Genomic DNA, 24,815 nt, shown 5'->3' on the forward strand with positions numbered 1-24,815 from the left:
CCCCGGCTTCGCTCCGACCCAACGAAGGGCTCTCTGCCATGACCTCAGCGCCGACGATGCCGCCGACGACGACGACGAGTGACCTCGGTCACCGCCGCCTCGGCGTGCCCGCCGTCACCTTCATGATCATCGCGGCCTCCGCGCCGCTCACCGTGGTCGCCGGCGGGGTGACCACGACCTTCGCCGTGACCGGCGTCATCGGCGTGCCGCTCTCGTTCATCCTGCTGGCCGCCGCACTCGCCGTGTTCGCCGTCGGCTACGCGGCGATGAGCCGGTACGTGACCAACGCCGGCGCCTTCTACGCGTACATCGCCCAGGGGCTCGGCCGGCCGTTCGGCGTCGGTGCGTCGCTGGTCGCGCTCGTGTCGTACAACGCGATGCAGATCGGCATCTACGGCCTGTTCGGCTTCCAGGCCTCGATGTTCCTCGAGGCGAAGCTCGGGATCGTCACGCCGTGGTGGCTCTGGATCCTCGTCTGCATCGTCATCGTCGGCATTCTCGGCGTGAACCGCGTCGACCTCTCGGCGAAGGTGCTCGGCGCGCTCGTCGCGCTCGAGTTCGTCGCCGTGCTCGTCTTCGACATCGTCTCGCTGGCAGTCGCGCCCGAGGGCATCAGCACCGTGGCGCTGCAGCCGTCGAGCCTCTTCGTGCCCGGCGTCGGCGCGGTGCTCGCGTTCGGCATCGCCGCGTTCATGGGATTCGAGTCGGCCGCCATCTACGGCGAGGAGGCCAAGGACCCGAAGCGCACGGTCGCCCGCGCCACGTACTCCGCGGTCGCCATCATCGGCGTGTTCTACGCGTTCAGCGCCTGGGCCTTCACGATCGGCATCGGCCCGTCGCAGATCGTCGAGGCCTCGGCGACGGCCGGACCCGACCTGATGTTCGCCTTCATGGGCGAGCACGCGCCGATGATCATCAGCGACATCATGCAGGTGCTGTTCCTCACGAGCCTGTTCGCGGCCCTCCAGTCGTTCCACAACGCGGTCGCCCGCTATTTCTACTCGCTCGGGCGCGAAGGGGTGCTGCACCGCGGGCTCGGCGCCGTCCGCGTGGGCTCGCGCGCACCGTGGGCCGGGTCGGTCGCCCAGAGCGTCATCGCGCTCGTCGTGACGCTCGCGTTCGTCTTCGCCGGCGAGGGCCTCGGCCTCAAGGCCGACTTCGCGCCCGTCGAGTTCCTCTACCCCGTGCTCACGATGTTCACCTGGCTGACCAACACCGGCGCGATGGGGCTCGTGCTGCTCATGGGCATCATCGCCATCGCGGTGATCGGTTTCTTCCGTCGCGACCGCCGGGGCGTCAGCACCTGGGCGGCCGTCATCGCACCGGGCATCGCCGCGATCGTGCTGTTCGCGGTGTTCGTGCTCATCGTCGCGAACTTCGATGTGCTGCTCGGCCAGTCCGAGCCCTCGGCGCTCACCTTCGTGCTGCCGGCCCTGCTGATCGTCCCGGGCATCCTCGGCGTGGTGTGGGCCTTCGTGCTGCGCAGGCGCGACCCGAAGCTGTACCGCAGGATCGGGCACGGCATCGAGGAGGCCGAGGCCGCGGCGTTCGACCACGAACCGCACCGCGGCATCTAGGCGAGCGCAGCGAGCACGCCCGGAACGGCCATGGCGGCGAGCATGACGGTCGTGCTCGCCGCCTCCGCCGCGTGCCGGGCGGATCCGCGCATCCCGGCCCGGGTTCGCGAGCCGCGCTCGGGCGTCCACCTCCGCAGCTCGTCGGCCGCGAGCCATCCGCCGAACGCCGTCATCGCCACCATGGCGGCGGCGAAGGCGAGGCCGCCGCCGGCGGCATCGGCATGCAGGTGTCCTCCCAGGTGGGGGACCGCGCTGGGGGCGCCACCGACGGCCGCGAACGACCACGCGCCGACGATGAACGCGAGCGCCCGATGCAGCGCGTGCGGGCGTCGACCGGCGGAGCGCGCGATGCCGCGCGCGGGCCGCAGGCGCGCCCCGAGCGCGATGCCGAGGCCGGCGAGCACCCCCGTCCACGCGAGCGGCGGCACGAGCCGGGTGAAGGCCATGTCGGTCATGGCGGCGAGCATGGCCGCGGATGCCGCGACGTCGAGCGCCGTGCGTCGGCCCGTCGCGACGCAGGCCGCGGCGCCCAGTGCGCCGACCAGCATCGCGCCATGTGCGAGTTCGCTCATCTCCGGACTTCCCTGTCTCGTGATTGCGAGCTATATTACTCAACAAACGTAGAGAAAAAGGAACCAGCATGACGACGACGTCTGCCGCTCAGGCCCACCACTCGCACGCCGACAACTCCGCCGCGTCGGCGACGGACATCGCCGGTGCCCACACCATCTCCGGCGATCCGCTGCGCGGCCTCGCCGCCGACGAGATCGTCTCGACGCGCGAGATCCTCGCCGAGGCGGGCCTCGTGCACGAATCGACCCGGTTCGTCTACATGGGCGTCGACGAGCCCGACAAGAGCGACGTCCTCGCGGGGCGCGACCTGCCCCGCGTCATCCGCGCCCTGCTGCTCGACCAGGCCACCGGCGCCGCCCACGACGCGCGCGTGTCGCTCACCGCCTGCAAGGTCGTGCGCGCCGACGAGATCGACGGCGCAGCGGGCCAGTTGCCGATCCTCGACGTGGAGTTCGAGGCGATCTACGACCTGCTCGGCCGCGAGGACGAGTGGCACGCCGCGCTGGCGAAGCGCGGCATCAGGCACGACCAGGTCGCGCTCGCGCCGCTCTCGGCAGGCCAGTACGGCTTCGAGGACGAGCGGGGGCGCCGCGTCATCCGGGTGCTCGCCTTCATGCGGCAGTTCGAGCAGGACCACTGCTGGGCGCACCCGGTCGACGGGCTGTGCGCGTACGTCGACATGGTCGAGGGCCGGATGTTCCGGCTGGTCGACCACAAGGTCTACGACATCCCGGCCGAGGGCGGCAACTTCGACGACCCCCAGGTGCAGGGCGCGCCGCTCGACACACTGAAGCCGATCGCGATCACGCAGCCCGAGGGGCCGAGCTTCACCGTCGAGGGCGACGAGGTGTCGTGGGCGAACTGGCGGTTCTCGATCGCCTTCGACGCTCGCGAGGGCCTCGTGCTGCGCCGCATCCGCTTCGTGGACGCCGACCAGGGCGGCGCCGAGCGCGACATCGTCTACCGCGCCTCGATCGCCGAGATGGTGGTGCCGTACGGCGACCCGTCTCCGGCGCGCTTCTGGCAGAACTACTTCGACACGGGGGAGTACGTCTTCGGCCGGTACGCCAACTCGCTCGTGCTCGGCTGCGACTGCCTCGGCGAGATCCGCTACTTCGACGCCACGCTCGCCGACGAGTTCGGCAACCCCCGCGTCATCCCGAACGCGATCTGCATGCACGAGGAGGACTACGGCACCCTCTGGAAGCACACCGACATCTACACGGGGTCGAACGAGGTGCGTCGCCAGCGCCGCCTCGTGATCAGCTTCTTCACGACTGTGGGCAATTACGACTACGGGTTCTACTGGTATCTCTACCTCGACGGCACGATCGAGTGCGAGGCGAAGCTCACGGGCGTGCTGTTCACGTCGGCCTACGATCCCGCGGGCGGGGACCATGCCAGCCAGGTCGCGCCCGGGCTCGGCGCGCCCTACCACCAGCACCTGTTCAGCGCGCGGCTCGACATGATGGTCGACGGCGTCGCGAACGCGGTCGACGAGGTCGATGCCGTCCGCCTCCCGATGGGCGAGGGCAACGAGTACGGCAACGCGTTCACCAAGAAGCGCACGCGCCTGCGCACCGAATCGGAGGGCGTGCGCGACGCCGACCTCGGCGTGGGCCGCGCGTGGCACATCGTGAGCACCGAGAAGACGAACCGGCTCGGCCAACCCGTCGCCTACGAGCTGCTCGCGCAGGGCCTGCCGACGCTCATGGCCGACCCCGAGTCGGTCATCGCCAAGCGCGCCGGCTTCACGCGCAACCACCTGTGGGTCACGCGCTACGCGCGGGACGAGCGCTACCCCGCGGGCGACCTCGTGAACCAGAATCCGGGCGGCGACGGCCTGCCCCGCTATGCGGCGGCCGACCGCTCGATCGACGGCGAGGACATCATCGTCTGGCACACCTTCGGTCCCACGCACTTCCCGCGCGTGGAGGACTGGCCGGTCATGCCCGTCGACTACGCGAAGTTCACCCTCAAGCCCTACGGGTTCTTCGACCGCAACCCCACGTTGAACGTGCCGAGCTCCGAGACGATCGGCATGGCCTGCCACGCGGATGCCGCGGGGCACGCGCAGCACGAGGGCGGGCAGCACGACCACGGACACGACCACCACGGGTACGGACCGACCCGCGGCGGTTCATCGCACGCGCACTGAGCGGGCACGACACGAGGGGCGGATGGCGCGAGCGGCGCCATCCGCCCCTCGCCGTCTCGTCACCGCAGCAGGTCGAGGTAGCCGTCGAGGAGGCCGGTGAGCCGGTCGGGCGACGAGGTGCCCGGCGACACGACGGCGACGACCTGGACGCCGTCGAGCAGCGCCATGAAGAGATCCGTGACCCTCGCGACCTCAACGTCGTCGCGGATCTGGCCCAGCCGATTGGCCGTCTCGAGGTGGTCCGAGATCTCGCCGCGCCACTGCTGCATGGTGCGCTCGTGGAGCTCCAGCAGCTCGGGCTCGTTGGCGGCGTACTCCCAGAACGGGATCACGATGCGCGCCTCGAGCAGCCGCTCCTCGTCGAGCGGGAAGATCTGGAGCATCAGCGCGCGCAGGGCCGGGAGGCCCTCGAGGTCGGCGCGGACGGCGGCGAAGCGCTCGTTCGTCGCCTCGAAGACGTGCTCGAACGTCGCGCCGATCAACTCCTCCTTGTTCCGGAAGTACGGGAACAGGCCGCCATTGGCGACGCCCGACGCCTTGGCGATCTCGCGCATGGTCGTGGCGCGGAACCCCTTGGCGGCGATGAGCCGCCAGGTGGCGTGCACGATCGAGAGACGTCGCTCATCGTGGTCGACGATCTTCGGCATGGCGTCTCCCGGGTGTCGGTGCGGTCGCTCTCCACGATACGGGGAACGACGACGGCGGCGGCCGCACGGGAGGGTCCCCGTGCGGCCGCCGTCGTGGTGGCGGGTCAGCCGTTGATCACCTGCGGCACGCCGAGGGCCTTCAGCCCCTCGACGCCGAACTCGAGCCCGTACCCGGACTGCTTGGCGCCGCCGAACGGCACCATCGGGTGCACGACACCGTGCGAGTTGATCCACACCGTGCCGGCGTCGATGCGGGCGGCGACGGCGCGGGCCTTCTCGCGGTCGGACGACCAGACCGAGGCGCCGAGCCCGACGTCCAGGCCGTTGGCCTTCTCGATCACCTCGTCCAGGTCGCGGTAGCGGATGATCGGCAGCGCGGGGCCGAACTGCTCCTCGTCCACCAGGGGGGTGCCCTCGTGGATATCGGCGATCAGCGTCGTCGGGTAGAAGTTGCCCGGCTGGTCGCGGTCGGGTTCGCCGCCGAGGAGCACTCGCGCGCCCGACGCCTTCGCCGCCTCGACGAGGCGGTCGACGATGTCGAACTGCTGCCGGTTCTGCAGCGGGCCGAGCACGTTCCGCTCCTCGAGGCCGACGCCCATGGGCATCGTGCGGGCGACGTCGACGAGCGCGTCGCACACGGCGTCGTAGACGTCCTCGTGCACGTAGAGGCGCTTGAGGGCGGCGCAGGTCTGCCCCGTGTTGATGAACGCGCCCCAGAACAGGCCCTCGGCGATCGCCGTCGGGTCGACGTCGGGCAGCACGATGCCGGCGTCGTTGCCGCCGAGCTCGAGCGTGAGGCGCTTGACCGTGTCGGCCGAGCTGCGGATGATCGACTTGCCCGTCGCGGTCGAGCCCGTGAACATGACCTTGCCGACCTCGGGGTGCGTCGAGAGCGCCGCGCCGACGTCGCGTCCGCCGCTGACGACGTGCAGCACGCCCTCGGGCAGCACGGAGTTCACGACGTGCACGAGCGCCAGCACGCTGAGCGGCGTGTACTCCGACGGCTTGACGACGACGGTGTTGCCCATGCGCAGCGCGGGGGCGATCTGCCACACGGTGATCATCTGCGGCCAGTTCCACGGACCGATCGCGCCGACGACGCCGATCGGGCGGTAGGTCAGCTGAGCGTGGGTCTGCCCGTCGTCGAACACCACCTCGGCCTCGAGTGGCGTCGCGGCCGCGGCGCGCATCCACCCGGATGCCCCGCCCACCTCGAATCGCGCGTTCGGGCCGTTGAGCGGCTTGCCCTGCTCGCGCGACAGCAGCTGGGCGAGCGCCTCGGCGTTGGCGTCGATCGCCTCGGCCGCTGCCAGGAGCAGTTCGCTGCGGCGCTCGTGCCCGAGCGCGGCCCACGCGGGCTGCGCCGCCTTCGCCGTGGCGACGGCGCGGTCGAGGTCGTCGACGCCCTGCACGGGCGCCCGGCCGATCACTTCGCCGGTCGCCGGGTCGAGGATGTCGCGCAGCTCGCCCACGTCGGGCGTGATCGCGTCCAGGAGGTCGGCGTACGGTGCCTCGAGAACGCGGATCGGGGTGTCGATGGTCATGTCTCCTCCACATCGAGTCGTGACCATCCACGCTATGGACGCCGGTGCGCGGCGGCTTGTCGCAGTGCGCGCCGCGGTTGACCCACCGCGCAGGGCTCGCACGACATCCGCCTCGACGGTGCGTCCCGGCCTCTGCGGAGACGGCGGGTCGGGGCCGGGTAGATCCCTCGGTCACGGGTTCACGTCCCGTCCGCCCCGCCGGATGGCCTCCCATGCCGTCTGCGACATCCGGTCGTGGCATACTCGCCACCGTGACCCGGAACGCACTCACCGTCGTGCTCGTCAGTGTGCTGACCTTCGGCGGACTCCTGGTCATGGTCGAGCTCACCACTCCCGGGGGGCTCATCTTCGACCGACCCGACGACGAGATCGCGGCTCTCGCCGATGAGGCGTTCCTCACGGCTGAGGGACGTGAGATCTTCTTCGATGCCCGACCACGATTCCGCGACGAGGACGAGGTGTCTCAGGCCTGCGACCAGCGCGCATCCGAGCCCGATGAGTCCGACGGCGGCACGACGGTCGGGTGCTACAGCGGGTACGACGTCATCTCGATCTTCAAGCCCGACGATGCGCGACTGCGGCCGATGATGGTGACGACGGCCGCGCACGAGCTGCTGCACGCCGTGTATGCCCGGCTGGATCCCGCCGAGCGCGATGAGGTCGATGCGCTCGTCGAGGCGGAGATCGTGCGGGTGCCCGCCGACGACGTCGTGCACGGACAGATCGCGGCGTCGGTCGGGGACCGGTCCGAGAGCCGTGCAAACGAGCTGTTCGCCTACCTCGGATCCCAGGTCGAGCTCGACGGCGGGTTCGCCCCCGAGCTCGAGGCCTACTACGCGCGGTACTTCACCGACCGGGATGCACTCGTCGACGTGTTCATCACGTTCGAGTCGGCGCTCGACGGAAACGGCGTCGAGTTGGAGAACGACTGGGCGGATACCGGTCGCTCGTGACGTCGCTGATCGACGTTCGTCCACTCCGCGAGGGGTTCGTCGCCGAGTGGGTTCCGGGGAAGTAGGGTTCACGAATGGCGCGACTCGAAGACGTACGTCGTCTGGGCACCGAGCTCGAGCGGTCGTACGAGGTGTATGTGCGCGGCAGGTTGAAGTTCCGCGTCGGACAGCTGGTCTACGTCGCGTTCTCCCTCGACGAGACGGTGATGGGCTTCGCGTTTCCGCGGGAAGAGCGGGCAGCACTCGTCGGGGGCCAGCCGCACAAGTTCCAGATGCCGACCGCGGCCGACATGCGCTTCAACTGGGTTCACGCCGACCTCGCGGCGCTGGAGCCGAGCGAGGCGCGCGAGTTCGTGGTCGACGCCTGGCGCATGGTCGTCCCCCAGAAGGTCTCCCGCGCCTACGATCTTGCGAATCCCCACGGCCCAGGATGAGCCCGGCGGGGTCCGCATCCGACGTCGATCTTCAGTCGCGAGGAGACGAGAGGCGAAGTGTGCACGCGCGAGCGCAGCTCGCAAGGCTGTCCATTCCCGACGTGACTCGCCCGACGTCGACCAGGCCATCCGACGGCTCGGCGGTGCCATCGACGAGGAAGACGATCAGGCTCTGCTCGGCGGCCGAGTACGCCACGTCGCCCGCGCGGTAGCCGTCGACTGGAACGGCTCCGGCGGCGTCGAGCGCAGCGGCGAGCTGGGCCACCTGTGCAGTGCCCATCCGGTCGTCGAGCTCGAGATCGACCGGAAGGCGCTCCTCGAGCTGAGTCGCCGGGATGTCCAAGACGGCGACGGCCGGCGCAGGCCGGTCAGGAATGGCCGAACACGCCGGCGCGCCCGCGAGCAGGAGAGCGGCAACGATCGGTGCGAGCATTCGGAAGGTCATGACCTGAGGATCCGGTCTGTTGAATGCGCGCGGGAGTCCCGGGCCTGAGGTGTCCTCGCAGGGCATCCCACCGCCGGAAGCGCCCGCCTAGCCTTGGAACGTGGATCACCGTTCGGAGGTACGCGAGTTCCTGATGTCGCGTCGCGCGCGAGTCGAACCCGAGCAGGTCGGCCTCGCTCCCGGCGGCGACCGACGGGTACCCGGGCTCCGGCGTGGCGAGGCCGCCGCGCTTGCCGGCGTCAGCGTGGAGTACTACGCGCGCCTGGAGCGCGGCGGACTCGCCGGAGCATCCGACGCCGTGCTGGACGGACTCGCCAAGTCCCTGCTCATGGATGACGCCGAACGCGAGCACCTCTATCGCCTCGCCCGCCAGGCCGACGGTGTCGGAGTGGGACGCCGCACGAGTCGCACGCCTCCGCTCGCCTGGCGACCGTCGGAGAGCATCCAGTGGGTCCTCGACTCGATGACGTCCGCAGCCGCCCTGATCGGCAATGGGCGCACCGACCTGCTCGCATGGAACGCGCTCGGTGGCGCACTGATGCATGAGATGATCACGACCGCGACGACCTCGCCACCGAACTTCGCGAGGTTCATCTTCCTGGAGCCGGTCGCGCGCCGGTTCTACCCGGACTGGGACGCCGCAGCGCGGACGAATGTCGCCCAACTCCGCACTGAAGCCGGCCGGGACCCGCACGACAAGCGACTCCATGACCTCGTCGGTGAACTGTCGACGCGGAGCGATCACTTCCGCGCGCTGTGGGGTCGTCACGACGTCTGGCACCACGAGACCGGCGTCAAGCGCGTCCATCATCACGTGGTCGGCGACCTCACGTTGCACTACGACGGGCTCGATCTCGTCGGGCAGCCAGCGGTGCAACTCACCGTGCTGAGCGCGAAGCCCGGATCCCAGGACCAGGATGCTCTCCTCCTGCTCGGAACATGGGCCTCGTCGAATGGCGATTCAGTTGAAACGGTCCCGCAACCGGATTCGGAGGTGCGTCACCCCGAGGCGTGACCGGCACACTGCCCGAGGGAACAGCGGCTCATCCCTCGGAAGGTGATCTGTATCGGATGGGTCAATGGCGCACTCGAAAGCGCAGGTGGAGCACCCGGTTGCCCTGCACAACGATGTCTGGGTCCTCCAGCAGGTGCTGCGCGTCGACCGAGCCGAAGTAGCGCTTGCCGGAGCCGAGCACGACGGGTGCGACGTCCATGCGCACCTCGTCGACCAGCCCTGCGGCGAGCATCTGGCCGCCGACGTCGCCGGCAGCGATCTCGACAGTGCGGTCACCCGCCAGTTCCTTCGCCTTGGTCACCGCCGCCTCGATGCCGTCGACGAAGTGGAACGAGGCGTTGCGGTCCCAGCCCTCGGGCGCCGGCCGGTGCGTCACGACGACGACGTGGTCGACCCCGCTCGGAGGCGTCCCGTCCCAGCCGTCCGTGATGTCGAAGACGTGGCGGCCCGCGATCGTCACCGCGATCTGGTCCCAGTACGGCCGGATGTGGTCGTAGGACGCTTGCGACACGTTCAGCACGCCGCTGTCGTCCAACGCCACGTCACCGCTGACCAACCATTCGAACAGTGGACCGGGATCGTCGTTCTCGTCCGCGATGAAGCCGTCCACCGAGACCGACGCATTCATGACCACGTTCCCCATGGGTTCCTCCTCTGTCTGCCGTCGCAAGTCTCGTGTGTCGTGAGTGGTCGCTCTTGTAAGAAATCAATCGGCCGGCAGCGGCCAGCCATCCAGCGCGTGGTCGGGATGTTCGCGTAGGAAGCGTTGCCGGACTTCGACATACCGGGTCGGCGTGAGCCCGGTGAATTCCCGGAACTCGTGGACGAAGTGGGCCTGGTCGAAGTAGCCCGCGCGGGCGGCGACGTCGCTCCAGTCGATCGGTGCGGCCACATCGAGCGCCAACACGGTGAAGGTGAATCGGTAGCTGCGCGCCAGCCGCTTCGGCGTGACGCCGATGATCTCCTTGAACCGCTTCGCGACGTACGTGCTGCTGGCGCGGGCTGTCACGCCGAGGTCGCTGATCGGCACCGCTCCGCCGGTCTCCGCGATGGCGGTGCTCACGTGGCGGACGATGTCCAGGCCGTCGATCGCGCGCATCCGTCGGACCAGTTCCTCTTCGAGCAGCATCAGCATTTCGTGCGGTGCGTCAGCGGAGGCCAGTCGGTCGTGCAACTCGGTGACAGCGGACTTTCCCCAGATCTGCTCCACGGTCGCAGGTCGGTCGCACAACTCGGCCGCGGGCATCGGAAGGAACGGTGCAAGCCCCCACGGCTTGAAGTGCACGCCGACGGACCGGGTCGGGGTCGGGTAGCCGAACTCCCATGCACGCGTGGGCGTGGTGACCGCGCAGCCGTCGACATACTCCACGGCCTCCACGTCGGTCCCTGCCCGGATGAGGAACGGCGACCCGAGGTTGACGATGAGCAACGGCGCGGGCGCCGCCGGAAGCAACAACCGGGAGTACGGCGGGGCGCCCTCCAAGGAGTAGAGGTCGTCGATCAGCCCGTCCAGCGGCGGACCGGGCACCCTCGACACATACTCCACGATGACATCATCGCCGACGCCCACCTGGCATCACGCGTTTCAACCGATGCCGTGCCCACCTTCCATGCGGTGGTACGGACCGCACGTCTGATGGCCACGTCGGCCGCCGCGGCGTGTACCGTCTGCGACATCCGGTCGTGGCATACTCGCCACCGTGACCCGGAACGCACTCACCGTCGTGCTCTTCAGTGTGCTGATCGGCGGAACGGCTCAGGACCCCGGGCCCGCGCGGCGCTCCAGGGCTTCGATGACGGTCTCGGCGATGTCGATGTCGTAGAGCCGCTCGACGCTCTGGAACCCGCCGGGGCTCTCCGCATTGATCTCCACCACCTGGCTGCCGATCACGTCGATGCCCACGAGGAACATGCCATCGGCGACCAGCTTGTCGCCCATCGCCTCGACGATGCCGAGCTCTGCCTCACCGACCTCGAGGGGCACCGACCGACCTCCGGTGCTGATGTTGGCGCGGGGGTCGTTGCCGCTGGGCACGCGTCGGAAGGCGGCCGGCCTGCCGTCGCGCTCGAGGATGCGGCCGTCCAGCAGGAAGATCCGGGCGTCGCCGTCCTCGGCTCCGTCGATGAACTCCTGGATGATGGCGTAGCCGTCCTGCAGGACCGCCTCCGTCATCTGCGCGAGGTTGGTCTCCTCCGGGCCCTCGATCATGAAGACGTTGCGGCCCTTGGCCCCGTACAGCGGTTTGACGACGCAGTGGCCGACTTCGTCGACGAATCGCTCGATCGCCGCCGGATCCCGTGTCACCAGCGACCGTGGTCGGATCGTCTCGGGGAACTCCTCCAAGTAGAGCTTGCTGGTCGCTCGATGGAGCGTGTTCGGGTCGTTGACCACCGTCACGCCTCGGTCCGCGAGCATCTGTCCGAAGACCACGCCCATCGGGCTGGCCCACGGGCGCTCCTGCAGGTCGTCGATCGACTCGTTGCGCAGGACGAGCGCATCCAGGTCATCCATGACGATCCGCTCGGCGTCACGGGACTTGATCCCTTCCATGAAGCTCGCGAGGGTGTCCTCGCTCTTCCACCTCGCGGCGCGGGCACGCGCCGCGAACAGCCCGTCGCTGCTGCCGAACTCGAGGTCCCCGACGCCGACGTACCAGGTCTCGTGCCCGCCCCTGGCCGCGGCCCTGGCGAGCCGGGTGGTCGTGTACTCGTCGATCTCGGTGTCGACGTCGTTGACGAGGAATGCGAGCCTCATGCCGCTGCGCTCCCCTCGTAGAGGTCGGTGACCGTCGCGCCCGCGCGGAGCCTGTCCAGGCGCTCTGGTGCACCGGGCACGTCCAGCCAGCGTGGCCGAACCCACGGCGCATGGAGCACCTCGCGGTCGAGCAGGTCCTGCACCAGGGGGATGTGGTCCAACGCGAGCTTGCCGACGAGCAGGACGTCGAGGCGGCTGCCCTCTGCGAGGGCGTCGAGGATGCGCGTGATCCCGCGCAGGTAGATCGCGTCCTTCACGAACCCGCCCCCGACGACGACCCGGATGGCGATGGACCATGCGGTCCGTGCGGGCATTCGGTGGTCGCCCCGCAGCGACTCGAAGATGTCCTGGAAACCGGCGCCGTCGAGCATCTTGCCGACCGCGACCACTCGCGCCGCGAGCACGCGCAGCCGCCGTGGGTCCAAGCCGCCGGTCAGGTACTCGGCGAGCACGGCGAGGCCCTCCTGGGTCTCGTCGTAGCCGGGCAGGCCGATGGTCAGCAGGGTCAGTGGCTGCCGGGCACCGTTCTGGTACGTGACCACGTGGGTGCCGACCTCGTGGTGCAGCAACGGCTCGACCCGGTCGGCCCGGAAGGCGGCGGACTCCGGTATGAGCAGGTGGCCGAACGACACCATCAGCTCGGAGATGTCGTCCCGTACCTCCACGTTGACCGGGAAGTCCGGGTACACGGCGCGGTAGCGCTCGAACTCCGCACGGGCCGCGTCGGCGAAGGCCCCGGCCGTGACGGTCTGGGTGCTGGGCGCCTGCGGGGGGATGGTCTCGAGCAGCTCCTCCGCCGCCGCGGCCAGCGGAGGGGCCACCGTTCCGTAGAGCTGGAGCGACCCGTAGAGGAACCGTGACGTGTCGCGGTCCTCCAGCGCGGTGATCTGCCGGGCGATCTCGTCTCGCTTCGCCCGGAAGAGCGTGTGCAGCGCCGGGTCGTCCACGTTCTCGACCTGGAGGTCGTACAGGTCACGCTGTGCCAGGTCCGGATCGAAGTCCAACGGACGCAGCCGCAGCGTGGGGGCGGCGCCGAAGTCACTGCGTTCGAAGTCCGTCCACGCCTCCGCCGCGTTGAGTGGCGTGACGTTGACGAGCAGGTTCACGCGGCGCTCGATCTCGGTGAGCCGGGCGTCGATCTCGAGTGCGGGCGCCAGCTGCCCGGTCGGTGATGACGTCACGGGCCGTTCATCGTCGTTGCCAGTCATCCGAGTCCCCTCTCCGGTGGTCACACCGTACTTCTCGAGCTGGACGGCAGAAACCCCTTGCGAATCGGGCCTCCGTGGTGTGTGCGGACGAGCATGCTTCGACGGTGTCGCGACGCGAGTCGACTCGATTGCGGTGGATCACGCCGGGCTTACACACCGAGCCAACCGAGCCGCCGTGATTTCCAGCCTGGGTGCCGCCACCGGCGTGACTCCGAGCTGGGAGCGGTCCAGGACGAGCTCCCGGCTCGGGAAGCCGTCACATCCGGTTCGTCGCGCCCGTCGTCACGACTGGTCGGCGCTACGGGGGAGCACCCGCCGGGGGTGCTCCCCCTGGGGTGCTCGTTCCCAGCGTTCACTCGTGTTCGGGCAGCAGCGGCGTCGACCAACCCGGGTCGCGACCGAGTTGCGCGGCTCGCGAGACCGATGCCGCGCCGAAGCGATCGCGGACCGCGTCGAGCACCGTGTCGAGGCGCATTCCGTCGTCCCAGTCGAACGGCAGCTCGGGCTGGACGCTGTCGGCGCGCGCCAGTTGCGACAGCGAGACGCCGATCAGGGTGATGCCGCGCTCGGCGATCAGCGGCTGGGCGCCGGCGAGCAACCCCTGTGCGATCGCGAGCAGCACCGACGTGCGGTCGGTCGCGGAACGCAGGGTCCGCGACCGAGTGGCCTTCGCGAAGTCGCCGTAGCGGAGCCGCAGCACGACCGTTCGGCACACCCGGTCCTTGTCGCGGAGGCGGCGGGCGAGCCGATCCATGATCTGGGTGAGGATGACGTCCAGCTCCTCGGGCGAGCGCGGGCGGGTGCCGAGCGCGCGTTGCGAGCCGATCGAGCCGCGGCGGTGCGTGCTGTCCACCGGACGCGGATCCCGAAGCCGGGCCAGCGCGTGCAGATGCGCGCCGGTGGCCTTGCCCAGCAGCCGTTCGGCGGCCGCGGCCTCGAGCTCGGCCAGTTGCCCGACCGTGCGGATGCCGAGCCGGTGCAGCTTCTCGGCGGTCACGGCACCGACGCCCCACAACCGTTCGACCGGCAGCGGGAGCAGGAACTCCTGTTCCCGTTCGGGCTCGACCACGAGCAGCCCGTCGGGCTTGCTGACCGCGCTGGCGACCTTCGCGAGGAACTTGGTCCGTGCGATCCCGACCGAGATGGGCAACCCGACCTCGGCACGAACCCGCTCACGCAGGCGCACCGCGATCTGCTCGGGCGTGCCCGCGATGCGACGGAGCCCCCCGACCTCCAGGAACGCCTCGTCGATCGAGAGCCCCTCCACGAGGGGCGTCGTATCGCGGAAGATCGCGAACACGGCCTTGCTGGCCTCCGAGTATGCCTCCATCCGTGGAGCGACGACGACGGCGTCGGGGCACAGGTCGCGCGCCTGCCGGCCGCCCATCGCGGTGCGCACGCCACGGGCCTTCGCCTCGTAACTCGCCGCCAGCACGACACCGCCGCCGACGATGACCGGCCGGCCGCGGAGCTCGGGCGCGTCACGCTGCTCGACCGAGGCGTAGAACGCGTCGAGATCCGCATGCAGCACGGTGGCCTCGCCCCGCATCCCGTCCTCCTGCCGTCACCTACTGCGGATCGTCGCACGCACCGAGGACACGGGCCGCCTCGTGCGCCGCGAGTGGCCGACGCGCGCGTCCCGATGCCAGAGTGGACCATGGCCATCGAGCGGAGGTCGCCCTCGGTGGAGGATTACCGCGCATGCCTCGCGGAGACCCCGCGAACCGTCGCCACGCCCGTGGGGCCGGTCGAGGTCGCCGAACGCGGGCGTGGCGAGCCGGTACTCGTGCTCCACGGCACCCTCGGGGGATGGGACCAGGGGCTCGTGTCGGCCGAGTTCCTGCGCGTGAACGGGTACCGGATCATCGCGCCGAGCCGCCCCGGATACCTGGGGACGCCGCTGTCGACGGGACCGACCTTCGCGGAGCAGGGCGATGCGATGGCCGCGCTGCTCGACACGCTCGAGATCGACCGCATCATCGTGTTCGCCGTCTCGGGCGGCGGGCCTGCGGCATACGAGCTCGCAGCTCGGCACCCGCATCGTGTGAGCCGGCTCGTCCAGGTCGACGGGGTCTGCATTCCCGGCCCGATTCCGAGGGCGGCAACGCAGCTCCTGGCGACGGATGCCGTCGCCAGGGCGCAGCTCTGGTTCCTCACGCACGCGACGAAGCGGACGCTCACCACACTGTTCCGCGTCGCCGGCAGCGACACCAAGGCGGTCGCGGCGGATCGGGCCGCGCGGCTCGCTGCGGAGCCCGGCAGCACGGCGTCGCTGGAGGCGACGCTGCGCGTCCCTCGGCTCGGCACGGCGACGCCCGGGGATGAAGAACGACTTCACCGTGTTCACTCCGGCGCCCCTGGAACGGATCACGTGTCCGACGCTGATCGTGCACGGGCGCTCGGACAAGACGGTTCCGCCCGCGAGCGCCGAGTACGCCCACGAGCACATCGCCGGCGCCGAGCTCCACTGGATGGACGGCTCGCACCTCGCATTCGGGCTCGAGGCCGCCGACACGGCGCCGGCGCACGTCGTGGGCTGGCTCCGCGACGACGGCTGACGTGATCGATGTCGGACGTGCGGGATAGCCTCGGACCGTGGCCACCCTCGACGACCTGCGCCGCGCCGCCGTCGGGCTGCCCGGCAGCGAGGAACGCGCGACCACCGGCGGCGCGGCGTGGTTCGTGCGCGGCAAGCTCTACGCGTGGGAGTGCCATCCTTGGCCGAGCATCCCCGACGACATGCGCGCGATCATCGCGGCCGAGCTCGTCGTCGGCGTCAAGGTCGCCGATCCCATCGACGCGCTCGCACTCGTCGAGATGGCACCCGACGTGTTCCTGCGCACGACGACGAGGTGGGGCGAGCCCAAGGTCGCGTTCCGCATGGCCGGCATCGACGACGACCATCTCGCCGAGCTCGTGACCGAGGCGTGGCGCATCCAGGCTCCGAGGTACCTGCGGCGCGAATTCGACGACGCCGAAGCGCACCCCCGATGACATACTCGGCGATGTGAGGGTGTATTTCGCCGGCCCGCTCTTCACGGGCCCTGAGCGCAGCTGGAACGCCGACATCACGGCAGCGCTCCAGGCCGCGGGGGCGGCGCTCGGGCGTCTCGCGTCGACATTGGGTCCGTAGCCGCCGTGCGCGGGATTCGGATGCCGTCCGTCCCGCCGAGTCGCTCCATGCAGCCGGCGCGAGCGTCCGGCACGCCCGGGCGCACTGGACGCGCCACGCCGGGCGCACGAGAATGGGCCTCATGTGGCGCCGGTCCTGGTGCGCGTGGTCATCGTCGGCGGAATCGTCGTGAACAGCCCCACCGATGAGCGGGGGATCCGCACGCCCGACCAGCTGCTGCGGGTCTTCGTGAGCTCCACGCTCCGCGAGCTCGAGCCCGAGCGGGCGGCCGCGCGGCGTGCGATCGAGCGGCTCCGTCTCGCGCCGGTGATGTTCGAGCTCGGCGCCCGAGCGCACCCGCCTCGCGACCTCTATCGCGCCTACCTCGCGCAGAGCGACGTCTTCGTCGGCGTGTACTGGCAGCAGTACGGCTGGATCGCCCCGGGCGAAGCGATCTCCGGCCTCGAGGACGAGTACTGCCTCGCGCCGCGCGACATGCCGAAGCTCATCTATGTCAAGCGGTCAGCCGAGCGGGAGCCTCGCCTCGCCGCGCTCCTCGAGCGGATCCGGGACGACGACGGCACCTCGTACATGTCGTTCGAGACCGCCGACGAGCTCGCGAGCCTCGTGGAGTCCGACCTCGCGAGCCTGCTCGCCGAGCGGTTCGACGCGTCGCGTTCGGAGCCGGCTCCGAGTCCGGATGCCGGGTCGGGCGCGGCCGTCGACGTGCCCGCCGTGGGTGGCCGCATCCCCGTCACGTCCACCGACGCCGTCGGCCGGGAGACCGCGATCGCGACCCTCCTGGAGTGGCTGGGCACGGACGCGAAGCGACTCGTCACCCTCGTCGGTCCCGGCGGGATCGGCAAGACGCGTCTCGCCGTCGAGGTCGCACGTCTCGCCCAGGACCGGTTCGACCGCGTGACGTTCGTCCGCCTCGCCGAGGTGGCCGAATCCGGTGACGTGCTGCCGGCGATCGCCCGCGATCTCGGGGTGCGCGACACGCGGGATCGCCCCCTCGTCCAGCAGATCGGGTCGGCGCGCACCGGCAGGGTCGACCTCATCGTGCTCGACAACTTCGAGCAGGTGCTCCCCGCCGCCATGGACGTCCTCGCCCTGCTGAACGCCCTCCCCGGCGCGACCTTCCTCGTGACGAGCCGTGCGCGGTTGCGGGTGCGCGGCGAACACGTCTTCGACGTCGAACCGCTCGTGCTGCCGGACGCGAACGCCCCGCCGTCGGTCGAGCAGCTGCTCGAAGCCCCGGCCGTGCGAATGTTCCGGGATCGTGCCGAGGCGGCGGACCCCAGGTTCGAACTGACCGCGGAGAACGCGGCGGATGTCGCGAGCATCTGCCAGGCGCTCGAGGGCGTGCCGCTCGCGCTCGAGCTCGCCGCGGCGCGCATCCGCATCCTGACCCCGGCCGCGATGCTGGCGCGACTCGATCGCGTGCTCCCGCTGCTCACGACCGGCGACCGGGACGTCCCGGAGCGTCAGCGCACGATCCGCGCGACGGTCGAGTGGAGCATCGACCTGCTGAGCCCCGATGCGAGATCCATGTTCACCTGCCTCGGCGTGTTCTCGGGCGACTTCAGCCTCGACGCCGCCGAAGCGGTCACCGCTGGAGCGCCGTGGGCGACCGACCTGTTGGGTACGCTCCTCGAGCTCGTCGACGGCAGCCTCGTCCGCCAGCACGACGAGGCCGGCGTCCCGTTCTTCTCCATGCTCGTTCCCGTGCGGGAGCTCGCGGCCGCACGATTCGCCGGGGGAGCGGATGTCGCCGCCGTGTACCGCGCGCATGCCGACTTCTACGTGGAGCTGTCCCTCGCGGCGGAACCGCTCCTCCGGGGGCCGACCCAGCCTGCCGCCGTCGCCCGTCTCGAAGCTGAGCGCGACAACCTGCGGGCCGCGTACCGGCACCTCATCGCCCTCGGCGAGGGCGACGCGGTGGCCGAGGCCGTGTGGCAGACCTTCCTCTACTGGTGGATCCGCAGCCTCATGCCCGAGGCGCGGGCGTGGATGGAGGAGGTGCTCGACGCACACGTGCCGCTGTCGCGGCGGGCGCGGGCGATCGCCCTCGCCTACTCCTCGTGGGTCTCCGTCTGGCAGCGGGATCCGTCGGTGACGACCGAACCCGCGGCCGAGAGCGTGGAGCTGTTCCGCGCCGAGGGCGACGAATTCTCCGAGGCCCTCGCTCTGGCCATCCTCTCGCTCTGCTGCATGTCGGTCTCGCCGCCGCAGCTCCGTCGTGCGCTGGAGGGCCAGCAGGAGGCGCTGGACCTTCCCGCGGTGCAGGCGAACCCGACGTTCCTCGCCGTGCTGCTCACGGGGCTGGGGCGAGTGCTGTTCCACAGCGGCGATCCGACCGCGGCCCTCGAGGTCTTCGAGCAGTCGCGCGACGTCGCCGTGGAGGCGGGCGACCTCTTCGTCGAGAGCATCGCCGTGACGCAGGTGGGCTGGGCTCGCCTGGCCCTCGGCGACCCCCGTCCCGATGCGTTCCTGCGCGCGCTCGAGATCGCGACGGGTCTCGACAATGTCGGTGGGATCGCCTTCGCCTTCGAAGGGCTCGCCGCCACGGCGGGCACGACCGGCGACCTCGAGCGGGCCGGAACGCTGCTCGGTGCCGCGGAGAGCCTGCGTTCGCGGACCGGGCTGATGGACCAGCGCGAGTACCGCTCGTACCAACCCGTCGTGGACGCGATCCTCGCGAGCGACCGGGCGGCCGACTTCGAGGCGGCGCGCGAGGCGGGTCGCCGGATGCCGCGACCCGACGCGCTGGCCATGGCGCTCGAGCGCACGAATCAGGTGACGTCGACGTGAGCGATGGCATCGACGGTCCGTCGATCCGCACGCCCGACCGGCTGCTGCGGATCTTCGTGAGCTCGACGCTCCGCGAGCTCGAGCCAGAGCGGGCGGCCGCGCGGCGTGCGATCGAGCGCCTGCATCTCGCCCCGGTCATGTTCGAGCTCGGTGCGCGCCCGCATCCGCCCCGCGAGCTCTACCGTTCCTACCTCGCGCAGAGCGACGTGTTCGTCGGCGTGTACTGGCAGCAGTACGGCTGGATCGCCCCGGGCGAGGACATCTCGGGGCTCGAGGACGAGTACCGCCTCGCGCCACCCGACATGCCGAAGCTGATCTACCTCAAGCAGCCCGCTGCGCGCGAGGAACGCCTCGCCGCGCTCGTGCAGCGGATCCGGGACGACGACGCCGCGTCATACCTGCCGTTCACCGATGCCGACCATCTCGCACGGCTCATCGAGGCCGATCTCTCGACACTCCTCGCCGAGCGGTTCGACGCCTCACGTGGGTCGCACGGAGCCGATGCCGAATCCCATGACGTCGCAGCGGAAAGGCTGCCGCTGCCGGCGACCGACGTGCTGGGACGCGACGCCGATGTCGCGACGCTGCTCGGCTGGATCGGTGTCGACGACGGTCCGAGGCTCGTCACGCTGGTCGGCGCAGGAGGCATCGGCAAGACGCGCCTGGCGCTCGAGGTCGCCCGCCGCGCGAGCGACCGATTCGACCGGGTGACGTTCGTCGCACTGGAGCACGTCCAGGAGGACCGCGACGTGGTGCCCGCGATCGCCCGGGCGTTCGGGGTCCGAGACGTGGGGGAGCAGCCCATGCTCGACCGGATCGTCGCCGCGCGTGCCGGCCGGCGGGACCTGATCGTGCTCGACAACTTCGAGCAGGTGGTCGCATCCGCGCCGGTGGTCGCGACGCTCCTGGCGGGCCTGCCCGATGCGACGGTGCTCGTGACGAGTCGGGCGCGGCTCCGGCTGCGGGACGAGCAGGTGTACGACGTCGACCCGCTGGCACTGCCGGTCGGAGCCGACGGCACCCCGCTGCAGGAGATCCTGTCGTCTCCGGCGGTCCGCCTGTTCCGGGACCGCGCGCGAGCGGCGGATCCCCGATTCGACCTCACCGAGCGGAACGCCGAGGCCGTGGCCCGCATCTGCCGAGCGCTCGACGGCGTGCCGCTGGCGATCGAGCTCGCGGCGACCCGCATCCGCGTCCTCACTCCCGAGGCGTTGGTGTCGCGCCTCGATCGCGTCCTCCCGGTCCTCGCCACGGGCGCCCGGGATGTGCCCGAGCGCCAGCAGACCATCCGGGCCACGGTGGAGTGGAGCATCGACCTGCAGACCGCCGAAGCGCAGGCGCTGTTCACTCGCCTCGGCGTGTTCACGGGCGACTTCAGCCTCGACGCGGTCGAGGCGGTCGTCGACGGCACGCCGCTGGCCGAGGCGGCGTTCGACGCGATCGCGGAGCTCGTCGACGGCAGCCTCCTCCGGCAGCACGACGACGCCGGTGTCCCGTTCTTCTCGATGCTCGTCCCGGTGCGCGAGATCGCGACCGCGAGGCTCGAGCGCGACCCGGATGCCACGGCAACCCGACGTGCGCATGCCGACCACTACGTCCGCCTCGCCGCCGAGATCGAGCCGAAGCTGCGGGGAGCCACGCAGCTCGCGGCGCTCGACCGGCTCGAGGCGGAGCGTGACAACATCCGATCGGGGTATCGCCATCTCATCGACCTCGGCGAGACGGAGGCCGTGGTCGATGCGGTGTGGCGCCTGCTGCTGTACTGGTGGATCCGGAACCTGCTTCCCGAAGCGAAGGCCTGGATGGGAGACGTGCTCCGTGCCGGCCCACCGCTCGCCCCCCGCACCCGTGCGATCGCGAATGCGATCTCGGCCTGGGTCTCGCTGCTGCAACCGACGGCCGAGATCGACCTCGCCCCGATCGAGGAGAGCGTCGAGCTGTTCCACGACCTCGGCGACGCGTTCGGGGAGGGCTGCTCGCTGACGGTGCTGAGCATCGCGTGCACCTATCGGTGGCCGCCCGAGCTGGACCGCGCGGAGGCCTTGCAACGACGAGCGGTCGAGCTCGTCGGACCGGAGCTGGATCCCACGTTCAACGCCTTCTTCAGGTCCAGCCTCGGCACGATCCAGCTCTATCGCGGGAATGCCCGCGGCTCGCTCGAGGTCGCGGAGACCGTGATCGCGGAGGCCGTCGGGTTCGGCGACCGCTTCGTGGAGTCGATCGCGCTCACGAACGCGGGCTGGGGACGGCTCGGCCTGGGCGAGGCGCGCCCAGAGCTCTTCACGCGAGGGCTGGAGCTCTCATTGCAGCTCGGCTTCGAGGACGGCAACGGCTACGCGCTCGAGGGGCTGGCGGCATGCGCCGCGTCGAGCGGGGACGTCGCGCGCAGCGGGGTGCTGCTGGGGGCGGCCGAGGCCTCGCGCACCCGCACGGGCATGGCCGACCAGCGGGCGCGGATGACGCATGCGCCGTTCGTGCAGCGGATCCTCGCCTCGGAGTGGGCCGAGTCGTTCGAGGCCGCGCGGGCCGAAGGACGTGCCCTCTCCCGGGGCGCGGCGCTCGACCTGGCCCTGGACGGGCGAACCGGCGCGGATCGATGAGTCCGGCCGGCCCGCCCGATCGCGTCAGTCCTTCGCGAGGTCGGCCTTCACGAGTTGACCGCCTGCCAGACCGGCGAGGATCGCGCCGACGTCGAGCCCGGTGAGCGACTTGACGACCTCGGTGCCCTCCCCGAGCACCTGGCCGACGGTCTTCGTGATCGCGCTCGCGCCGTCGGTCGAGACGACGGTGAGCGTGTCGATGTTGCCGATCGGCTCCGCGGCGGCGCGTACGATCTCGGGCAGGCGGGAGATGATCTCCTGCGCGAGGGCCGCCTCGCCGTACTTCTTCAGGGCGATCGCCTTCGCGTCGGTCGCGGCGGCATCCGCGATGCCCTCGGCCTGGATCGCGGCGGCGCGAGCCTCGCCCTCGGCGCGGATGCCGGCGGCGAGGGCCACCTGGCGGTCGCGCTCGGCCTCGCCCGACACGCGGACGGCCGTGGCCGAGGCCTCGGCGTCCTGCACCGCCGCGACCTTGTTCGCCTCGGCGATCTTCGTGCGCTTGTAGGCGTCGGCCTCGGTTGCGGCGTTCGCGGCGTCGCGCTGCGCGGTGGCGCGCTGCACCTCGGCATAGGCCGCCGCCTCGGCGGGCTTGCGGATGTCGATGTCGAGGCGTTCCTGGGTCACGAGCGCCTGCTCGGCGAGCGCGTCGCGCTCCTGCACGGCGACCAGCTTGTCCTGCTCCGCCTTCGCGAGCTGTCCGGCAGCCTCGGCCTCCGCGTTCGCCTTGTCGGTCTCGGCCTTGATGATCGCCTGCTTCAGGCTGAGGGCCTTCTGGCGCTCGGCGATCTGCTCCGCCGCCTCGATGCGCGCGAACTCGGCGGCGCGCGCGGCATCCGTCTCGCTGATCTCGGCGACCTGGCGGGCACGGGCGGCCTCGGCGCGACCGAGGTTGCCCAGGTAGTCGCTGCCGGGCGTCGAGATGTCCGAGATGTTCAGCAGGTCGACCTGGAGGCCCTGCTCGACGAGGTCGGCCTTCGTCTCGGCAACGACCCGGTCGGAGAGGCTCTTGCGGTCGGAGATGATCTGCTCGATGGTCATGTCGCCGACGATCGAGCGCAACGATCCCTCGAGGGACTCCTTGATGATCTCGGTGAGGAGGTCCTGCTGCGACAGGAAGCGCTGGGCGGCCCGCCGCACCCCGTCCTCGTTGCCGCTGACCTTGAAGTTGATCGAGGCCTTGATCGCGATCTTGATGCGGTTCTTGTCGACGCCCTCGACGGTGATCCCGATCTGGCGCTGCTCGAGCGAGATCGCGAAGCCCTGCTGGAGGATCGGCCACACGAACGTGCGGCCGCCGATGATGACCCGCTGTCCGATGGGCGCCTCGCCGGGCGCGGGGCGTCCGGCGCCGCGACCGACGATCACGAGGGCCTCGTTCGGCGGGACGCGCCGGATGCGACGGGCGATGAAGGTGAGCAGGGCGATGAGCGCGATCGCGATCGCGACGATCGAGATCACCTGCACCAGGAAGGGGTCGAGCACGGGCGGTCCTTTCAGGGTTCCGGAGGATGACGGGGGTGGAACTCGAGGGGGTCTGGGTCCTGCTCGGGGCGGCCGTCAGTCGGCGACGACCTTGACGCGCGTGCCGGCGTGCTCGATCACGCGGATCCGTGCGCCCTCGACGATCGGGGCGTCGGACCAGGCGAGACGGCGTTCGATCTCGCCGGGGCCGTCGAGGCTGACCTCGCCGCCCGACGACGACACGTCGGACTTCGCGACGCCCGTGAGCCCGAGGGCCGAGGCGGGCACCCCGTCCGAACTGCGCGTCAGGCTGCGGACGGCCATTGCGCTGAGCAGGTAGGCGACGACGGCGAGCACCGCGGCCAGCACGTACGCCCAGACGAGGTCGAGACCCCAGGTCACCGTGAGCGCTCCGGCCGCGCCGAAGACCACGAGGCCCACGGCGAGCGCCGTGCTCGAGATGGCTCCGTCGCCGATGTCGAAGTGGTCGAGGATGTCGCCGAGCACGAGCGAGATGACGAGCAGCACGAGGCCGAGGCCTCCGACGATCAGGAAGGGGAGGAGCAACGTCGGGGAGCCTCTCGTGCGCACGAATCCCGCGGGCGACCACCCGCGGGTGCACTCACCCTACCGGCGACGGGGTCGTCCGCGCATCACTCGTGCGCACCTTCGTCGCACCGGCGTCACGGGAGCGCCGGATGGCCGAGCGAGAGGGCGTCGACGGCCGCGTCGCCGCGGATCCGGCGCATGCACGCCACGACCTCGTCGACGACCGCGGGGGAGAGCGCTGTGCAGACGACGCTGTTCCGGCCGACGGCGGCGAGGCCGCCCGCGCGGATGCGCACGACCTCCCAGCCCACCTCGCGGAGCGCCTCGTCCTTCTCGAGATCGGAGCCCTCCTTGAGCCCGCGGTGGGCCCGCCGGGAGCGGCCGGGATCGTCGTACTCGATCGCGATGCGCAGCTGCGGCACGAGGATGTCGGGCCAGACCTCCTGGCGACCGTAGAACGTGCGGGCGATGCGCACCGCGTTGACGCCCTGGTGCAGCCGGATGCGCTCGCCCAGCAGCATCCTGAGCCGCTGCTCGGTCTGCGAGGTGCGCGTGCGCAGGCCCGGGTTCATGTAGGCGACACCGGCCTCGCGTGCGGCGGTGGGACCGCCCGCGTTGACCCTGCACTTCGGGCAGCCGGGGCCGGTGAGCACCTCGCTGATCGTGGCGGCGTATCGATCATGTCCGCGCGCGCAGCGCCAGTCGTACGTGGCGCCGATCCGCGTCTCGCGGGCCAACGCCGATCGCTGTGCGGGCGCGACGCGGCCGAGGAGCTCGCCACGGCTGCGGTGGGTCTCGTCGATGAGCATGCACAGGGGACACACGCGCCGGAGGGCGACGACCCCGTCGGTGCCGGCGACGGCACCGTGGCCGCACCGGAAGCTCACCGCGACCACGATCGGACCTCTCGTTGCTCCATGGGACCCATGGTGCGGCATCCCGCCGACACTCTCTCGACGGCGTCGGCCGG

Annotated in this window: 21 protein-coding genes and 1 pseudogene; 10 read left to right on the forward strand and 12 right to left on the reverse strand. The window is 70.7% G+C overall.

Going from position 1 to position 24,815, the window contains the following annotated elements; genetic code table 11:
- Positions 1-38 precede the first annotated feature (38 nt).
- Positions 39-1,577, forward strand: coding sequence for an APC family permease (locus ACFVN5_RS08600; protein ID WP_376954581.1), 1,539 nt, complete (start codon positions 39-41; stop codon positions 1,575-1,577).
- Here the strand turns inward: ACFVN5_RS08600 and ACFVN5_RS08605 are convergent.
- Positions 1,574-2,149 (reverse strand): hypothetical protein, encoded by a 576-nt coding sequence (locus ACFVN5_RS08605; protein ID WP_376954583.1) that lies wholly within the window; start codon positions 2,147-2,149, stop codon positions 1,574-1,576. The genes ACFVN5_RS08600 and ACFVN5_RS08605 overlap by 4 nt on opposite strands.
- 68 nt (positions 2,150-2,217) lie before the next feature.
- Between ACFVN5_RS08605 and ACFVN5_RS08610 the strand changes: the two genes are divergently transcribed.
- Positions 2,218-4,308, forward strand: a complete 2,091-nt coding sequence (locus tag ACFVN5_RS08610; RefSeq protein ID WP_376954585.1) for a primary-amine oxidase — start codon at positions 2,218-2,220, stop codon at positions 4,306-4,308.
- Between the two features lie 59 nt (positions 4,309-4,367).
- On the opposite strand, the gene ACFVN5_RS08615 is transcribed toward ACFVN5_RS08610, so the two are convergent.
- Entirely contained in the window at positions 4,368-4,955 is a 588-nt protein-coding gene (locus ACFVN5_RS08615; protein WP_376954587.1) for a TetR/AcrR family transcriptional regulator, read from the reverse strand.
- Between the two features lie 104 nt (positions 4,956-5,059).
- Positions 5,060-6,499, reverse strand: a complete 1,440-nt coding sequence (locus ACFVN5_RS08620; protein WP_376954589.1) for an aldehyde dehydrogenase family protein — start codon at positions 6,497-6,499, stop codon at positions 5,060-5,062.
- Between the two features lie 251 nt (positions 6,500-6,750).
- Between ACFVN5_RS08620 and ACFVN5_RS08625 the strand changes: the two genes are divergently transcribed.
- Together ACFVN5_RS08625 and ACFVN5_RS08630 are read left to right on the forward strand one after the other, a co-directional pair.
- Positions 6,751-7,452: a hypothetical protein gene (locus ACFVN5_RS08625; RefSeq protein WP_376954591.1), complete on the forward strand. Its 702-nt coding sequence runs from the start codon at positions 6,751-6,753 to the stop codon at positions 7,450-7,452.
- Positions 7,453-7,526: 74 nt separating this feature from the next.
- Complete coding sequence (locus ACFVN5_RS08630) at positions 7,527-7,886, forward strand: MmcQ/YjbR family DNA-binding protein (protein WP_376954593.1); 360 nt, start codon at positions 7,527-7,529, stop codon at positions 7,884-7,886.
- A gap of 31 nt (positions 7,887-7,917) precedes the next feature.
- Here ACFVN5_RS08630 and ACFVN5_RS08635 read toward each other — a convergent pair whose 3' ends face one another.
- Entirely contained in the window at positions 7,918-8,331 is a 414-nt protein-coding gene (locus ACFVN5_RS08635) for a cyclophilin-like fold protein (protein WP_376954595.1), read from the reverse strand.
- A gap of 100 nt (positions 8,332-8,431) precedes the next feature.
- On the opposite strand from ACFVN5_RS08635, the gene ACFVN5_RS08640 reads away from it, so the two are divergent.
- Positions 8,432-9,346 carry a helix-turn-helix transcriptional regulator gene (locus ACFVN5_RS08640; protein WP_376954596.1) on the forward strand — a complete coding sequence of 305 codons (915 nt, stop codon included), beginning with the start codon at positions 8,432-8,434 and terminating at the stop codon, positions 9,344-9,346.
- 61 nt (positions 9,347-9,407) lie between these two features.
- Here the strand turns inward: ACFVN5_RS08640 and ACFVN5_RS08645 are convergent, their stop codons facing one another.
- The 5 genes from ACFVN5_RS08645 to dinB all read right to left on the reverse strand — a co-directional run bounded on the left by ACFVN5_RS08645 (position 9,408) and on the right by dinB (position 14,858).
- Positions 9,408-9,989: a dihydrofolate reductase family protein gene (locus ACFVN5_RS08645; RefSeq protein ID WP_376954597.1), complete on the reverse strand. Its 582-nt coding sequence runs from the start codon at positions 9,987-9,989 to the stop codon at positions 9,408-9,410.
- Positions 9,990-10,052: 63 nt separating this feature from the next.
- Positions 10,053-10,916, reverse strand: coding sequence for a helix-turn-helix domain-containing protein (locus ACFVN5_RS08650; RefSeq protein ID WP_376954598.1), 864 nt, complete (start codon positions 10,914-10,916; stop codon positions 10,053-10,055).
- Positions 10,917-11,102: 186 nt separating this feature from the next.
- Entirely contained in the window at positions 11,103-12,101 is a 999-nt protein-coding gene (locus tag ACFVN5_RS08655; protein WP_376954599.1) for a glutathione synthase, read from the reverse strand.
- Positions 12,098-13,282 carry a flavohemoglobin expression-modulating QEGLA motif protein gene (locus tag ACFVN5_RS08660; RefSeq protein ID WP_376954600.1) on the reverse strand — a complete coding sequence of 395 codons (1,185 nt, stop codon included), beginning with the start codon at positions 13,280-13,282 and terminating at the stop codon, positions 12,098-12,100. Before ACFVN5_RS08660 ends, ACFVN5_RS08655 begins: the two co-directional genes overlap by 4 nt.
- Before the next feature lie 379 nt (positions 13,283-13,661).
- Complete coding sequence (dinB, locus tag ACFVN5_RS08665; protein ID WP_376954601.1) at positions 13,662-14,858, reverse strand: DNA polymerase IV; 1,197 nt, start codon at positions 14,856-14,858, stop codon at positions 13,662-13,664.
- 108 nt (positions 14,859-14,966) lie between these two features.
- Between dinB and ACFVN5_RS08670 the strand changes: the two are divergent.
- From ACFVN5_RS08670 to ACFVN5_RS08690, 5 genes and pseudogenes are all read left to right on the forward strand, one after another.
- A pseudogene (locus tag ACFVN5_RS08670) lies at positions 14,967-15,374 on the forward strand (alpha/beta fold hydrolase); the annotation flags it as partial.
- Positions 15,375-15,630: 256 nt separating this feature from the next.
- Positions 15,631-15,867: a hypothetical protein gene (locus ACFVN5_RS08675; protein ID WP_376955651.1), complete on the forward strand. Its 237-nt coding sequence runs from the start codon at positions 15,631-15,633 to the stop codon at positions 15,865-15,867.
- Positions 15,868-15,904: 37 nt separating this feature from the next.
- Entirely contained in the window at positions 15,905-16,303 is a 399-nt protein-coding gene (locus ACFVN5_RS08680) for an MmcQ/YjbR family DNA-binding protein (RefSeq protein ID WP_376954602.1), read from the forward strand.
- A gap of 262 nt (positions 16,304-16,565) precedes the next feature.
- Entirely contained in the window at positions 16,566-19,235 is a 2,670-nt protein-coding gene (locus ACFVN5_RS08685; protein WP_376954603.1) for a DUF4062 domain-containing protein, read from the forward strand.
- Entirely contained in the window at positions 19,232-21,835 is a 2,604-nt protein-coding gene (locus ACFVN5_RS08690) for a DUF4062 domain-containing protein (protein ID WP_376954605.1), read from the forward strand. Before ACFVN5_RS08685 ends, ACFVN5_RS08690 begins: the two co-directional genes overlap by 4 nt.
- A 24-nt stretch (positions 21,836-21,859) precedes the next feature.
- On the opposite strand, the gene ACFVN5_RS08695 is transcribed toward ACFVN5_RS08690, so the two are convergent.
- The 3 genes from ACFVN5_RS08695 to ACFVN5_RS08705 form a co-directional block, all read right to left on the reverse strand.
- Positions 21,860-23,317 (reverse strand): SPFH domain-containing protein, encoded by a 1,458-nt coding sequence (locus ACFVN5_RS08695; protein ID WP_376954607.1) that lies wholly within the window; start codon positions 23,315-23,317, stop codon positions 21,860-21,862.
- 75 nt (positions 23,318-23,392) lie between these two features.
- On the reverse strand, positions 23,393-23,863 hold the full coding sequence (locus ACFVN5_RS08700; RefSeq protein WP_376954609.1) for a hypothetical protein: 471 nt from the start codon (positions 23,861-23,863) through the stop codon (positions 23,393-23,395).
- Positions 23,864-23,979: 116 nt separating this feature from the next.
- On the reverse strand, positions 23,980-24,741 hold the full coding sequence (locus ACFVN5_RS08705; protein ID WP_376954610.1) for a hypothetical protein: 762 nt from the start codon (positions 24,739-24,741) through the stop codon (positions 23,980-23,982).
- Between the last annotated feature and the right edge of the window lie 74 nt (positions 24,742-24,815).

The organism is Agromyces sp. NPDC057865, from assembly GCF_042796995.1.
Lineage (GTDB): Bacteria > Actinomycetota > Actinomycetes > Actinomycetales > Microbacteriaceae > Agromyces.